This is a genomic window from Ruegeria sp. N10 (assembly GCF_056531545.1).
In genome coordinates this window covers 80,870-93,599 of the sequence record NZ_JBQFLY010000008.1, presented here as the reverse complement: position 1 = coordinate 93,599, position 12,730 = coordinate 80,870, and the positions used below count along the sequence as shown (strand labels likewise).

The following is a 12,730-nucleotide window of genomic DNA, read 5'->3' as shown; positions in this document are numbered from 1 at the left end:
TGTTCGGGGGTATCTAGCCCGCCTCACGCAGCACGTCCAGAAAAGCGGCGCCAAACCTTTCGTGACGTCGATCACCCAGCACCTGCGCAATCCCACGGGGATTGTCTGGGCGCAGTTGCGCGACCTTTGCCAATTGCGAGGCCGAGCAGGTCAGGGGCTTGTCGATCCCGTCCGGACCGCGCGACAGCAAAGACTGAACTTTCATCAAACGGTCGTAAATCTCACCCTGATTGCGTCCAGCCAGTTTTCGGCGCGCCGGATGAACGCTTCTTGCTTCGCCCGCGATTACTTCAAGGAACGTATCGCCATAGCGCTCCAGCTTTTTGGCGCCAACACCGCCGATCCGGGCCATATCGTCCAGCGTTACAGGGCGCTTTTCAGCCATCTCGATAAGCGTGCGGTCGGGAAAGATCACATAGGCCGGAACACGTGCAGCTTCAGACAGGGCACGGCGTTTGGCCTTGAGCGCTGACAGCAGCGGGGCGTCCTCTTCGGAAACCATTGCCTTGACCGCAGGCCGACGTACCGCATTGCGCAACGTATCCTTGCGTAAGTTGATTTGCGCCTCGCCTTTCAGGATTGGTTTTGCCGCCTCGGTCATGCGCAATGCGCCGTGACGGTCGGGGTCGGGGCGGACCAGATCGTGGCCCATCATCTGCCGGAAAATGGCCTGCCATTGCGGGCGCGTCCAATCCTTTCCGATGCCAAAGGTGGACAAATCCTCATGGCGGCGGGCGCAGATTTTGTCGGTCTCGTTTCCCAACAGGATATCGATCAAATGGCCTGTACCGAACCGCTCCTCGGTCCGCAGGATCGCGGACAGGGCCATACGTACCGGAGTTGTGCCGTCGAAAACTTCGGGTGGGCTGTCGCACAGATCGCATTTGCCGCAGGGCCCTGTGGTCTCGCCAAAGTAACCTAACAATGTCTGACGGCGGCATTCCAAGGCTTCGGCCAGACCCAGCAAGGCGTTCAGGCGCGCATGATCGGCCATGCGGCGCTCGGGCGGCGCTAGACCCTCGTCAATTTGTGAACGCCGCAGGCGAATGTCATCGGGGCCGAACAGGGTCAGCGTTTCGGCCGGGCCGCCATCGCGTCCGGCGCGTCCGATTTCCTGATAATAGGCTTCGATCGATTTGGGCAGGTCCGCATGGGCGACCCAACGGATATCGGGTTTGTCGATGCCCATGCCAAAAGCCACTGTGGCGGCGACGATCAACCCGTCCTCACGCGCGAAACGGGTTTCGACAATGCGGCGATCTTCGGGGTCCATTCCACCGTGATAGTAGCAGGCCGAGTGTCCCTCGGCGCGCAGGGCCTGAGCAATCACCTCGGTTTTGTTTCTGGTGCCGCAATAAACGATGCCGGACTGTCCTTTGCGCGCATCTGCGAAATCAAGGATCTGCTTGCGCGGCCCGTCCTTTGCGGCAAAGGCCAGATGAATGTTTGGCCGGTCAAATCCGCGCAGAAATTTGCGCGGCTCAATGCCATCGAACAGTTTTTCGACAATCTCATCCTGCGTTTCGGCGTCCGCCGTGGCGGTAAACGCGGCCAGCGGCACTTTCAGGGCGCGCCGCAACTCTCCGATCCGCAGGTAATCAGGGCGAAAGTCATGCCCCCATTGACTGACGCAATGGGCTTCGTCCACAGCGATCAGGCTGACGTTGATCCGACGGAGCATCCCAAGCGCAGACCCGGCAGCCAGACGTTCGGGCGCCATGTAAAGCAGCTTCAGCCGCCCGTCCTCCAGCGCATCCCAGACGGCCTCGGTTTCCTCGGGCGTGTTGCCGGATGTCAGCGCACCGGCCTCGACCCCGGCCTCTTGCAAGCCGCGTACCTGATCGCGCATCAGGGCTATGAGTGGAGATATAACCACCGTCACCCCGTCGCGGAGCAGGGCAGGCAATTGAAAACATAAGGATTTACCGCCACCCGTGGGCATGATCGCCATCACGTTTTCACCTGCCTTCACGGCGTCGACAATCTCTTCCTGCCCAGGGCGGAAGGCGTCGAATCCAAAGACATCTCGCAGCAAGGGTGCGGCGTCGAACATATGCGGGGGTGCCCTGTTTTAAGGTTTATCTGCTCTTAAGACAGGACAATCACATACTAAGATTCAGTGAACAAGTGGTCAGTAAAAATAGGGCGCGTTGTTGATAAGGATGATCCGCAAAGCATAGACGCCGATCAGCACCACCAGCGGGGTCAAATCCAACCCACCCATATTGGGTAGAACGCGGCGGATCGGCCCGTAAATAGGCTCTAAAATGCGATTTAACCCGTACCAGATTTGTGCAACCAGTTGTTGGTGCAGGTTGAGCACCTGAAAGTTAATCAGCCAGCTCATGATCACATGGGCCAGAATGATGAACCAGACAATGTCCAGGATCAGCAGCAGGATTTGGATCAGCGACAGCATGGGGTCTCCGTTTTCTTGTTGGTCGAGACCTAAGCACCCTTTCAGCAAAGAGCAAGTAGGCTGAACTCTGCGCTTGCGAATTGCCCCAAAGCCCCGTTTTATGACCACAACAAGAAAACAGGGGCAGAAATGGCAGAAATATCCAAGCGCAGGCGTATCTGGGGCTGGTGGTTCTTCGATTGGGCCAGTCAGCCCTATCACACCCTTTTGGTAACGTTCGTGTTCGGCCCTTATTTCGCAGGTGTCGCTGCGGAGTATTATCTGGCATCCGGCCTGGACGCAGGGTCTGCAGACGCACAGGCACAGGTGGTCTGGGCCAACTGCATGACCATAGTCGGTTTGATTATTGCCTTCGGTGCGCCGCTGATGGGGGCGATGGCTGATGTGTCGGGTCGGCGCATCCCCTGGATATTCGCCTTTTCCGTGATGTACGCCGTAGGTTCCGGCGCGCTTTGGTACACGATGCCCGATGGCTCGAACATGTGGTTGATGCTGTCTGCCTTCGGTCTGGGTTTCATCGGTGCGGAGTACGCCCTGATTTTCATCAATTCCCAACTGCCCGATCTGGGTGATGACAGCGAAGTGGGCGAAATCTCCGGCTCGGGCTTTGCTTTTGGCTATTTCGGTGGCCTGATCTCGCTGGCGATCATGCTTGCGCTGTTTGTGGAGCAGGCCAACGGCAAAACGCTGATCGGAATGGACCCCTTGTTTGGGCTGGATGCGTCGCAACAGCAGGGCACGCGCTTTGTTGGCCCGTTTACTGCTGGGTGGTTCATTCTGTTCATGGTGCCCTACTTCCTTTGGGTCCATGACGACGAACCGAAAAACAAAAAGGGCAGCGTTGCCGAGGCGCTGCGACTGTTGGCAAAATCAGTGTCTAACCTGCGCCATCGCACCAGTTTGGCCAGTTACCTGGGCTCATCCATGTTCTATCGGGATGCGCTGAACGGGCTTTACAGTTTTGGCGGGGTCTATGCCCGGCTGGTGTTGGAATGGGACCTGATCAAGATCGGTGTTTTCGGCATCGTCAGCGTTCTGGCCGCAGCGGCCTTTTCCTGGGTGGGCGGCAAACTGGATAAGAAATATGGCCCCAAGCCCGTGATTATCGTTGCGATCTGGGTGTTGATCCTTGTCTGCATCACCATCGTCTCAATGGATCGGTCCCAGATATTCGGTATCGCCATGTCCGAAGGGTCAGGCTTGCCGGATGTGGTTTTCTTTGGCTGCGGTATCCTGATCGGAGGCATGGGCGGCATTCTACAGTCCTGTAGCCGGTCGATGATGGTCCGGCATACGGACCCGGCAACCCCCGTCGAGAGCTTTGGCCTTTATGGTCTGTCGGGTCGTGCCACCGCCTTTGCTGCGCCACTTCTGATCGGGATCGCCACCACGGTGACCGGTAGCGCTCGTCTGGGGGTGTCACCCATCGTTCTGTTGTTTATTCTGGGTCTATTCCTGATGCGCTGGGTGAGACCTGAAGGGGATCAGAGCAGATGAAAATAAAACGTTTTTTGATCGTTTTGGCTGCGCTTGCTTTTGCAGGCACTGCGGCGGCAGAACCGCTGGCAAAGCAGTTGTTCGGGGCACAGAAACAAGCTTCCCAGCAAAAACCGGCCGCTTTCGGCAGTTATTCGCGCGGATGTGCTGCGGGGGCAATTCAACTGCCTGAAACGGGGCCTACATGGCAGGCAATGCGCTTGTCGCGCAATCGCAACTGGGGGCATCCGCAGACGATTGACTACGTGCAGGACCTCAGCAGGTTTGCAGCCAGCCAGCCGGGATGGAACGGTCTCTATATAGGGGATATCAGCCAGCCACGCGGCGGGCCGATGACCTCGGGCCATCGCAGTCATCAGTTGGGGCTAGACATCGATGTCTGGATGTTGCCCGGCGATAACATGCGCCTGAGCCGCAAGTCGCGCGAAAACATCTCGTCCATCTCTCTTCGTCGTTCCAATGGCGCTTACGTCAACGGAAACTGGACCAAGCAGCATCATGCGCTATTGCGCGAAGCGGCAAAAGACAAGCGCGTCGCCCGGATCTTCGTGTTTCCCGGGGCCAAGGTTCAGATGTGCGACGATGAAAAGGGGAACCGCGACTATCTACGTAAGATAAGGCCCTGGTGGGGACATCACTATCATTTCCACGTGCGACTGAACTGTCCCAGAGGGTCAAAGGGCTGTGTGAATCAAGACCCACCCCCCAAGGGCGATGGCTGCGCTGAGGCCCGTCAATGGGTGCACAACATCCTGAACCCGCCGCCACCCGATCCGAATGCGCCGCCGCCGAAGAAACGCCGGGAATACGTTCTGTCCGACTTGCCGCAACAATGCTCCGCCGTTTTGCAATCCAACTGAGTGTAGCGCTGTTTCTTGCCCCGGTGGCCGCCGCGCTGGATGTGAAATCCGCAGCCCACCTGAATAGTTTCGTTTGGCGGCATCCAGCAAGCTGGTTTGGCGGGTTTTCAGCGCTTCACATCTCGGACGACGGACGCCATATGATTGCGCTTAGCGACCGGGCGCGGATCGTGACTGCGCTGATTGAGCGGAGCGAAGGCCATATCGCGGATATTCACGTTCTTGGTCAATGGCCGGTGCTGTCCAGCCAAGGACACATCATGAAAGGCGGCGTAGGTGACTCCGAAGGGATCGCAGTGACGCCGGATAGCGGGATATTCATCTCGTTCGAAGGGGTGCACCGTGTCGCCTATTACCCTGCGCAGGGCTCCAGCGCGCGCGTATTGCCACGCCCGAATGCGTTCCGGAACCTTGCCGAAAATGGTTCTTTCGAAGCTCTGGCCATTGATGGACGCGGCTGGCTTTACACTTTGCCGGAAAAGAACCGCACCGCTAAGGGGGACATTCCGGTTTACCGTTGGAATGGCGACACATGGTCGACCCCGTTTGTTCTGCCACAGCGTGGCGGCTTTAAACCCGTTGCCGCGGATTTCGGTCCCGATGGGCGGTTTTACGTTTTGGAACGCAAGGTATCCTTGGTCGGTTTCCGATCACGACTGCGGCGATGGGTCGTGGTAAACGAGAACCCAGGCGCCGAGGAAACCCTGTTCGAAACCGGAACGGGCGCGCATGACAACCTCGAAGGATTGTCGGTCTGGCGCGACGGGCAGGGCCTGTTGCGCGCCACGATGATCTCTGATGACAACTTTCTGGCGGTGCAGCGGACCGAACTTGTGGAATACCTGCTGCCCGATTGACAGGGCGCAGGCAAAGGTCTAAAGGCACGGCTTGCCTTGGGACGGTCCCTTGGCCAAGTCGCCGCTACCTTGTCAAAACGGGCATCAAAACATGCAACGTAACTTTATTCCCGGCATTATTGCCATGGCCGCCATTGTTGTGGCCTCGAACATTCTGGTCCAGTTCCTGATCCTTGACGGTCTGCTGACTTGGGGTGCTTTCACCTATCCGCTGGCCTTTCTGGTCACTGACATCATGAACCGCGTCTATGGCGTTGGTCCGGCCCGCAAGGTCGTGTTTGCCGGATTTGTCACCGGTGTCATCTGTTCGCTGATCGGCAGCCAGATCATGTTGCAGGGTGACGGGTTCACCTATGCTGCCGTACCGCTGCGCATCGCCGTTGCATCGGGAACCGCTTTCCTGATCGCGCAACTGACGGATGTTACCGTGTTCAATTCCCTACGCGGTGGTCGCTGGTGGCGTGCGCCGCTGGTGTCGACGCTGGTAGGGTCGGCACTGGATACCGCGATCTTCTTCACGCTTGCCTTTTCGGCTTCGGTCACCTTCTTCGGCGCCAATGCCGACGCTGCAATCAACTGGGCGTGGGAACCTGTTCCTTTCATGCTGTCCGGCCCGATGGCACCGCTTTGGGTGACGCTGGCTTTTGCGGACTGGATGGTGAAGCTTTCACTGGCGCTGATCGCCCTGATCCCGTTCAAGGTGATCGTTGCGCGGCTGACTGCGCAGCCTGTGTAAAAAAACGCTTTGAGAATGGCACAACTTGTGGCACGCTTCTTTTCAACCGCAACAGATAGAAAAGGAGGTGATCCAGTGTCAAGAAAGAGATTGGAGAGAGGTGTCGGAACAACCGGGGGGATCGCCCGTTAGGGCAGCCCTTGGCGGAGCGCTCGCTCCGGCTGGTCGATTGATCTAACCGACCCGACCTCCTGAACTTTCGAAGGGCCGTCCTGCTGGGGCGGCCCTTTTTGTTGCCGTCACCTTCTGAGGGCGATCAAATTGTACTATGCGCGGGGGCTGGATGAGTTCGATCCATTGTTAGAACCCGATCGCGGCAAAGGCGTGAATACGTGTTGTCAAAGCTTCGGTGCCTGGCCGCGTGCACTTGATGTCTGGCAAAGCTGCCGAGCGGCCTGACCTGGATATCCTTCTTCCTCACTTTCATCGAACACGACATAGGCGGCATAAGCGAATCTGGGTGCCGTTTCGACCAGCTTGAGCCACCCGTTGCAAAGTTCCGGTTCGACAACGCGCCTTGGGAAATATCCGGCCGAGGGAACCGACCGAAGATATTGCAGGCCGAGGGTGCCTATGCCCAACTGAAGGCGCGGCGCATCAAGCCCTGGAAAGTTCAGCATATGATCGGCGCGAAACTCCGGGCCCCAGTCTATCAGGATATAAGCGTTACCCAGATCAGCGGGGAGGGCTTCCGGGCCGCTGCTGACAAGGACAAACTCGTCCTCGAAAAGCTGGAGCGCGGTCAAGCCAGGTGCGTTTCGCGGCCGGTACATGATGGCAAGATCCAGGTTGCCTTCCTCGATCTCGCGCGTGAGTGTTTCCGACGGGGCCGCTGTCGCCCGGATAGCGACGTCAGGTAGTGCCGCCATCAACTCGGGAAGGGCGTTGATCAGATAGCCGTCCCAAAGGCTTGGTGTTGCGCCGATTTCCAAAGCAGCTGCCATCGAGGCAGGCAGACCGGCATCCAGCTTGGCCTGGGTCCACGTTCGCACCAGAACCTGTGCATGTTTGAGGAAATGCCGCCCGGCAATGGTCAAGGTCGCACCAGACTTGCTGCGTTCAAACACGGGCTGTCCAAGCTGTTGTTCGAGCGTTCGGATTCGCATGCTAACGGTCGATTGCGTAACATGGACCTTGTCCGCCGCATCAAGAAAAGTGCCGGTTTCAACGACCGCAAGGAAGGTTCGGGCGAGTTCAATATCCATCGTTCACCTATTTGAATATTCGATATTATTGGCGATATAAATTCGTTATTCAACGCTATGCGAATGTGCGATATACGCTTTGTAGCGCGAAAGTGCCCCCACCGGATCGGACCGCCAATCAACAGTTTTCATCGCAAAGTGGACAACCCGATCTGCGGAACAGGTGCAATCTGTCTGCCTTAGATAAGCCTCCGACACCCTAGCGCTGCACCAACCCCTCAATGGGTAAACCGCCCATTCCCTGATGGAGAACAAAATGAGTCGAGTTTCTGTTGTTGCTCTGCTCGCGTCATTCCTTGCCCTTCCGGCCGCTGCCTTGCCGGTACGACTGGACACGGACGGTGATGGTCTGGCTTCGCTGACCGAGCTACAGACAAAGTACCCCGATATTACCAGTGAGAGCTTTGCCGAAATTGACACGGATGCCGATGGTTTCGTCAATGACGAAGAAATGGTCGCCGCGATCGAAGCCGAGTTGCTTCCTGATCCCAAAGGTGACGAATAAGCCGGGGTTGCCAAGAACATGAGAAACCCCTCTCCACCCTACAGGTGGATGCTTGCCGGGATGGGTATCTGGTTAGTGCTGTCCCCATTTGTACTGTTCAGCCAGAAAACCCTAGCTCACGGTTCGTCTGACCGTGAGTCGCTCGCCTTCATGACGATCGGTATTGGTGTGTTGGTCATGTCAGGCGCTAGCGGCCGGGGCCACCTTCTCGCACGGGTGGCTCCGGTATTGGCGGTCGGGGCATTGCTGATCGCCGCGCCCGAGGTGCTGCATTTTACCGGTCATGGTGTGGCAGTGGCAAATGCTTGGCTCACGGGATCTGCGCTGATCGCGCTCGCCGCTTGGGAGGCGCTGGCGAGCAACAGATTGCGTGCGATCCTGTAGGCTGGCGCGGGGCAGGCAACTGCCCCGCGTTTCTTTTGGCTCCGGCGTCTAAATGATCTCGTCCTCATCGAACATCGGATCGCCGTCAAGCTGGCTGGCAATTGTATCGACCCGCATTTCGACATCCGAGCCGGTCGTTTCCGCAATATGAAACAACGCGTCACCTTCATGAACGACAGGCAGATTAGTGCGCCCCACGATGATACCCGTGGTTTCGCAGATGATATCGGTCCTGAGTTCTCCGAACGGGTCGGAAATGCGTCCAAGCAGGTCACCGGCGGCCACGTATTCTCCGGTCGCTTTGAAAGTCCGCAACAGGCCACCGGCGGGCGCGCGCATCCATGAGCTTGACCGGACATGGACAGGCTTTTCGCGCACAGCGGCGATGCCACGCTTGGCAACCATGCCCTTTGCGTTCATCACCCGAAGGATGCCTGCAACCCCCGCCCGCGCAGACAGTTCGTCGAAACGCAGACCCTCACCGCCCTCGAACAGCAGGATATCCACACCACGCTCTTGCGCGGCCTTGCGCAGTGACCCGTCGCGCAGCTTTGAAATCATCACCACGGGCGCACCGAAGGCATCCGCGTATCTAAGGGTGACATCCGAAGCCGGAGAGACGCGGATCTGCGGCAGATTGGTGCGATGAATCGCGGCAGAATGAAGATCGATCCCCAGGTCCGACCGCTCGACGATCTCGGTCATGAAAAGATGCGCCAGCCGACCGGCCAGCGACCCCCCCTCGCTGCCGGGGAAGGAACGGTTCAGGTCGCGCCGGTCGGGAAGGTATCGGGAATGTGTCATGAAACCAAAGGCATTCACGATCGGGATAACCAGCAAGGTACCCGCAAGCTTGTCAAGTTGTGGCGCCCGAAGCAGTCGCCGCGCGATTTCCACGCCGATCACTTCATCGCCGTGAACGGCGGCACTGACGAACAGGACCGGTCCGGGGCGGCGACCGTGAACCACGTGTACTGACATGCTTACCGGCGTGTGATCCGACAGTACGCTAACCGGCAAATCCAGAGTGGTTCGTGTGCCGGGCGGTACGCGAAAACCTCCGATTTCAAAGGGACCGCGCATCACCTTTACCCACGGCCTCGTGTCTTTGTGTTGCCTTTGGCTGCATTCTTTTCGAGAAACTCGATGATTTTGCCCGCGACATCAATGCCGGTGGCCTTTTCAACACCTTCAAGCCCGGGCGAAGAGTTTACTTCCATCACCACGGCGCCGTGATTGGCGCGCAGCATATCGACACCGCACACATTAAGACCCATGGCCTTGGCCGCACGCACGGCTGTCGAGCGTTCCTCGGGTGAGATTTTGATAGGCTTGGCGCTGCCACCCCGATGCAGGTTTGATCTGAACTCGCCCTCTGCCCCTTTTCGTTGCATCGCCGCGATCACCTTTCCACCGACCACAAGCGCACGAATATCCGTGCCGCCTGCTTCCTTGATGAACTCCTGTACCATGATGTTGACCTTGGCGCCGCGAAACGCCTCGACCACGGATTTTGCCGACCGGTTTGAATCCGCAAGCACCACTCCGATGCCCTGCGTGCCCTCCAGCAGCTTGACCACCAGCGGAGCGTCCCCCGCCAGTTTGAGAACTTCGTCGGTCTGTTTCGGGTCATGCGCGAAGGTGGTGACCGGCAATCCGATCCCGTCACGTGCCATCAGCTGCATGGACCGCAACTTGTCACGGGATCTGCCAATTGCAACCGACTCGTTGAGCGGAAATACACCCATGATTTCGAACTGCCGCAACACGGCCAGCCCATAGAATGTGACCGAAGCGCCGATCCGTGGGATCACCGCGTCATAGCGCCCAAGCTTTTTGCCGTCGTAATAAACCTCGGGTCGGCGCGACGCGATATTCATGTAACAGCGTAGCGTGTTCACGATATCCAACTGGTGCCCGCGTTGTTCAGCAGCCTCTTTCAGACGCTGGTGGGAATACAGGTTTGGATTTCGGGCAAGCATGACAAGCTTCATTGATGTCGTCCTTCTGCGTCCTTGGATCTTGTCTTGCTCTTCATCTTTTTCGGGTCTTTTCGTGCATCCAGAAGATATGAGTGGCCGGGATCGACAAGGATCCCGCGCCGTCGAATGGCGGTACGGCCAAGGATCAGATCAAACTCCATCCTCGCGCGATTGGCCAGCGAAACGTCGATCAGCCAGCGATGCCGTCCAAGCAGAAGTTGCGTTCTGACAATCAACCGGCGTTCCGGAATGCCACCAGTGTTCTTGATTTCCCGCTCGTCTACAACCCGCGTGCGCACCCGACCCGATGAACGGCGGTTATGGACCGGGATCATGAACTCGACCCATCGTTCGCCATCAACCTCGAACACGGTCTGGTCCACGGCATGCAGGGCCGCGGTTCTGGCGCCTGTGTCTATCTTTGCTGGAATATGCTCGATCCCGAACTCGGGCAGGCTGATCCGCTCGCGCCATCCTATGACTTCGGGGTATCCTGTTTGTTTAGCCATGGCGACTAAGCCACGCAGTCATCATTGGCGCGCCGGTAATTCACAAACGAATTCGCGCTCATCACAACGTAAAAACTATCCATATCGATTAACACATACCCAAGTTCAAAAAGCGCGATCGACAGGGAGCGGATATCTGTTTCATACAAACGCCTGCGCCTGGCGATCCGACGCACCAGCTTGTCCGGAATGCGATACCGTCCGCTGACCTTGCCGCCAAACTCCTGATCGTACAAGGCGGCCAGACGTTCGGCTGCGGCTGATATCCAGTCATTTTCCTGCATGCACTTTCTTACAAATCAGAAATTTTTTTGTCTATAGGCAAATATTTTCTGTTATATGGGTGAAAGTAAGAAACTTTTACCCCCACAGGTCGGCGGATGAGCGATACGGACTCCTTACCAAGGGAAACAGGGACGCAGCTTCAGCTGGCGTTGGAAAATCGCGACGGGGCGGCGCTGGCAGACCTGCTTGATCCGCTTTCGCTCAGCGATGCCTTGCGGGAATTGCTCAACCTGCCCGTTGACCAGCGAAGCGCCGCGCTCTCGTTGCTGCCACCGGAACGTGCGGCCGAACTGGTCGAAGAAGCGCCAAATGCGCTGGCGGTCGATCTTGTTGAGCGCATGGTTTCCGAACAGGCCGCCGAAATTATCCTCGAGCTGGATTCCGACATTCAGGCGGATGTCATCGGGGAACTTGAAGACGCCGATGCAGAAGCGATCCTTGCCCGGATGAATCCGGAAGATGCGGCGGATGTCCGACGACTGGTCGAGTATGACGACGATGTCGCCGGTGGTCTGATGGTGGCCGAAGCCTTTACCTTTTCCGATGGTGATACAGTCGGAAAGGTTCTGCGGCGTTTCGCTCATGAAGAGTACGACCTTGAACGTTACCGTGGCCAGCACCCCTACGTTTTGAATTCCGATGGCGTGCCTGTCGGGGTGCTGTCCTTGCGCAGCCTGCTGTCCACACGGCGAAGCATCAAACTCACCGATATCATGGTGCCCCCTATCACGGTTCCGGCCAGCATGCCGCTGGAAGAACTGGAGGACCTTTTCGATGAGCACCCTTTTCTTGGGTTGCCGGTTGTCGAAACGGACGGGAATCTTGTGGGTGTCGTTTCCCGCTCTGCCGTGAATGAGGCCCTGCTGAAGCGCGCGGAATCGGCAAGCCTGAAACGCCATGGTGTCTTTGGAGACGAACTGCGATCGATGCCTTTGCCGCTCAGGGCGCGGCGGCGGCTTCAATGGCTGTCGGCCAACATCGTGCTCAACGTAATCGCGGCCAGCGTGATTGCCGCCTATGAACAGACCCTTTCTGCCGTGATCGCTCTGGCTGTGTTCCTGCCGATGGTCTCGGATATGAGCGGTTGTTCCGGCAATCAGGCCGTTGCGGTCAGCATGCGCGAGCTGTCGCTTGGTCTGGTCCGGCCCATTGATGCTATGCGGGTCTGGCTAAAAGAGGTTTCGGTCGGCATCATCAACGGCTGTGTCCTTGGCCTGCTGATCGGACTCGTTGCCTGGATGTGGAAAGGAAACCCGTTTCTGGGTTTGGTGATTGGCGGCGCGCTGGGTTTGAACACGATCATCGCGGTATCGATCGGTGGCGTTCTGCCTTTGCTGTTAAAGCGCATCGGTCAGGACCCGGCGGTCGCCAGTGGCCCTTTGCTGACAACGATCACGGATATGGCAGGGTTTTTCCTGGTCCTGAGCCTTGCAACAGCGATGATGCCGCTCCTGAATTAGTGTTTTTCATGCGCCCTGATCAACACAGGGG

General features: G+C 57.8%; 14 protein-coding genes. 7 read left to right on the top strand and 7 right to left on the bottom strand.

From position 1 onward, the window contains the following. Positions 1–13: 13 nt before the first annotated feature. Both recQ and ACR0JI_RS12620 read right to left on the bottom strand, forming a co-directional pair. On the bottom strand, positions 14–2,053 hold the full coding sequence (gene recQ, locus ACR0JI_RS12625; protein WP_480494979.1) for a DNA helicase RecQ: 2,040 nt from the start codon (positions 2,051–2,053) through the stop codon (positions 14–16). Between the two features lie 78 nt (positions 2,054–2,131). Continuing rightward, the gene (locus tag ACR0JI_RS12620; protein ID WP_170382138.1) at positions 2,132–2,419 is read right to left on the bottom strand and encodes a YggT family protein; all 288 of its coding nucleotides are present in this window, start codon (positions 2,417–2,419) and stop codon (positions 2,132–2,134) included. 129 nt (positions 2,420–2,548) lie between these two features. On the opposite strand from ACR0JI_RS12620, the gene ACR0JI_RS12615 reads away from it, so the two are divergent. The 4 genes from ACR0JI_RS12615 to ACR0JI_RS12600 all read left to right on the top strand — a co-directional run bounded on the left by ACR0JI_RS12615 (position 2,549) and on the right by ACR0JI_RS12600 (position 6,369). Then, positions 2,549–3,916 carry an MFS transporter gene (locus ACR0JI_RS12615; protein ID WP_480474496.1) on the top strand — a complete coding sequence of 456 codons (1,368 nt, stop codon included), beginning with the start codon at positions 2,549–2,551 and terminating at the stop codon, positions 3,914–3,916. Further along, positions 3,913–4,776 carry a penicillin-insensitive murein endopeptidase gene (mepA, locus tag ACR0JI_RS12610; protein WP_480474498.1) on the top strand — a complete coding sequence of 288 codons (864 nt, stop codon included), beginning with the start codon at positions 3,913–3,915 and terminating at the stop codon, positions 4,774–4,776. The genes ACR0JI_RS12615 and mepA overlap by 4 nt, the downstream gene beginning before the upstream one ends. Further along, positions 4,749–5,633: an esterase-like activity of phytase family protein gene (locus ACR0JI_RS12605; protein WP_480494977.1), complete on the top strand. Its 885-nt coding sequence runs from the start codon at positions 4,749–4,751 to the stop codon at positions 5,631–5,633. The genes mepA and ACR0JI_RS12605 overlap by 28 nt, the downstream gene beginning before the upstream one ends. Positions 5,634–5,724: 91 nt before the next feature. After that, positions 5,725–6,369: a queuosine precursor transporter gene (locus tag ACR0JI_RS12600; RefSeq protein ID WP_480494975.1), complete on the top strand. Its 645-nt coding sequence runs from the start codon at positions 5,725–5,727 to the stop codon at positions 6,367–6,369. 338 nt (positions 6,370–6,707) lie between these two features. Here the strand turns inward: ACR0JI_RS12600 and ACR0JI_RS12595 are convergent, their stop codons facing one another. Then, positions 6,708–7,574 carry a LysR family transcriptional regulator gene (locus ACR0JI_RS12595; RefSeq protein ID WP_480494973.1) on the bottom strand — a complete coding sequence of 289 codons (867 nt, stop codon included), beginning with the start codon at positions 7,572–7,574 and terminating at the stop codon, positions 6,708–6,710. A 256-nt stretch (positions 7,575–7,830) separates the two neighbouring features. Between ACR0JI_RS12595 and ACR0JI_RS12590 the strand changes: the two genes are divergently transcribed. Beyond that, entirely contained in the window at positions 7,831–8,079 is a 249-nt protein-coding gene (locus tag ACR0JI_RS12590) for an EF-hand domain-containing protein (protein WP_480494971.1), read from the top strand. Between the two features lie 18 nt (positions 8,080–8,097). Next, positions 8,098–8,463 (top strand): SPW repeat protein, encoded by a 366-nt coding sequence (locus tag ACR0JI_RS12585; protein ID WP_480546905.1) that lies wholly within the window; start codon positions 8,098–8,100, stop codon positions 8,461–8,463. A gap of 48 nt (positions 8,464–8,511) precedes the next feature. Here the strand turns inward: ACR0JI_RS12585 and ACR0JI_RS12580 are convergent, their stop codons facing one another. From ACR0JI_RS12580 to ACR0JI_RS12565, 4 genes are read right to left on the bottom strand one after another with little or no spacing between them, the layout of a single operon-like run. After that, a complete protein-coding gene (locus ACR0JI_RS12580) occupies positions 8,512–9,546 on the bottom strand; it encodes a succinylglutamate desuccinylase/aspartoacylase family protein (RefSeq protein ID WP_480487875.1) in 1,035 nt (344 codons plus the stop codon). A gap of 5 nt (positions 9,547–9,551) precedes the next feature. Continuing rightward, the gene (rimK, locus tag ACR0JI_RS12575) at positions 9,552–10,457 is read right to left on the bottom strand and encodes a 30S ribosomal protein S6--L-glutamate ligase (RefSeq protein ID WP_480487873.1); all 906 of its coding nucleotides are present in this window, start codon (positions 10,455–10,457) and stop codon (positions 9,552–9,554) included. Beyond that, positions 10,454–10,954: an ATP-dependent zinc protease family protein gene (locus ACR0JI_RS12570; protein WP_480487871.1), complete on the bottom strand. Its 501-nt coding sequence runs from the start codon at positions 10,952–10,954 to the stop codon at positions 10,454–10,456. Before ACR0JI_RS12570 ends, rimK begins: the two co-directional genes overlap by 4 nt. A gap of 5 nt (positions 10,955–10,959) precedes the next feature. After that, a complete protein-coding gene (locus ACR0JI_RS12565; RefSeq protein WP_480494969.1) occupies positions 10,960–11,238 on the bottom strand; it encodes a hypothetical protein in 279 nt (92 codons plus the stop codon). Positions 11,239–11,334: 96 nt separating this feature from the next. Between ACR0JI_RS12565 and mgtE the strand changes: the two genes are divergently transcribed. Next, positions 11,335–12,699 carry a magnesium transporter gene (gene mgtE, locus ACR0JI_RS12560; RefSeq protein WP_480494967.1) on the top strand — a complete coding sequence of 455 codons (1,365 nt, stop codon included), beginning with the start codon at positions 11,335–11,337 and terminating at the stop codon, positions 12,697–12,699. Positions 12,700–12,730: the final 31 nt, after the last annotated feature.

Coding starts and splice junctions, on each gene's coding strand:
- ACR0JI_RS12605 (WP_480494977.1), top strand. CDS start 4,749: ATGCTCCGCCGTTTTGCAATCCAACTGAGTGTAGCGCTGTTTCTTGCC.
- ACR0JI_RS12615 (WP_480474496.1), top strand. CDS start 2,549: ATGGCAGAAATATCCAAGCGCAGGCGTATCTGGGGCTGGTGGTTCTTC.
- ACR0JI_RS12620 (WP_170382138.1), bottom strand. CDS start 2,419: ATGCTGTCGCTGATCCAAATCCTGCTGCTGATCCTGGACATTGTCTGG.
- ACR0JI_RS12570 (WP_480487871.1), bottom strand. CDS start 10,954: ATGGCTAAACAAACAGGATACCCCGAAGTCATAGGATGGCGCGAGCGG.
- ACR0JI_RS12590 (WP_480494971.1), top strand. CDS start 7,831: ATGAGTCGAGTTTCTGTTGTTGCTCTGCTCGCGTCATTCCTTGCCCTT.
- recQ (WP_480494979.1), bottom strand. CDS start 2,053: ATGTTCGACGCCGCACCCTTGCTGCGAGATGTCTTTGGATTCGACGCC.
- mgtE (WP_480494967.1), top strand. CDS start 11,335: ATGAGCGATACGGACTCCTTACCAAGGGAAACAGGGACGCAGCTTCAG.
- ACR0JI_RS12595 (WP_480494973.1), bottom strand. CDS start 7,574: ATGGATATTGAACTCGCCCGAACCTTCCTTGCGGTCGTTGAAACCGGC.
- rimK (WP_480487873.1), bottom strand. CDS start 10,457: ATGAAGCTTGTCATGCTTGCCCGAAATCCAAACCTGTATTCCCACCAG.
- ACR0JI_RS12580 (WP_480487875.1), bottom strand. CDS start 9,546: ATGCGCGGTCCCTTTGAAATCGGAGGTTTTCGCGTACCGCCCGGCACA.
- ACR0JI_RS12565 (WP_480494969.1), bottom strand. CDS start 11,238: ATGCAGGAAAATGACTGGATATCAGCCGCAGCCGAACGTCTGGCCGCC.
- ACR0JI_RS12585 (WP_480546905.1), top strand. CDS start 8,098: ATGAGAAACCCCTCTCCACCCTACAGGTGGATGCTTGCCGGGATGGGT.
- ACR0JI_RS12600 (WP_480494975.1), top strand. CDS start 5,725: ATGCAACGTAACTTTATTCCCGGCATTATTGCCATGGCCGCCATTGTT.
- mepA (WP_480474498.1), top strand. CDS start 3,913: ATGAAAATAAAACGTTTTTTGATCGTTTTGGCTGCGCTTGCTTTTGCA.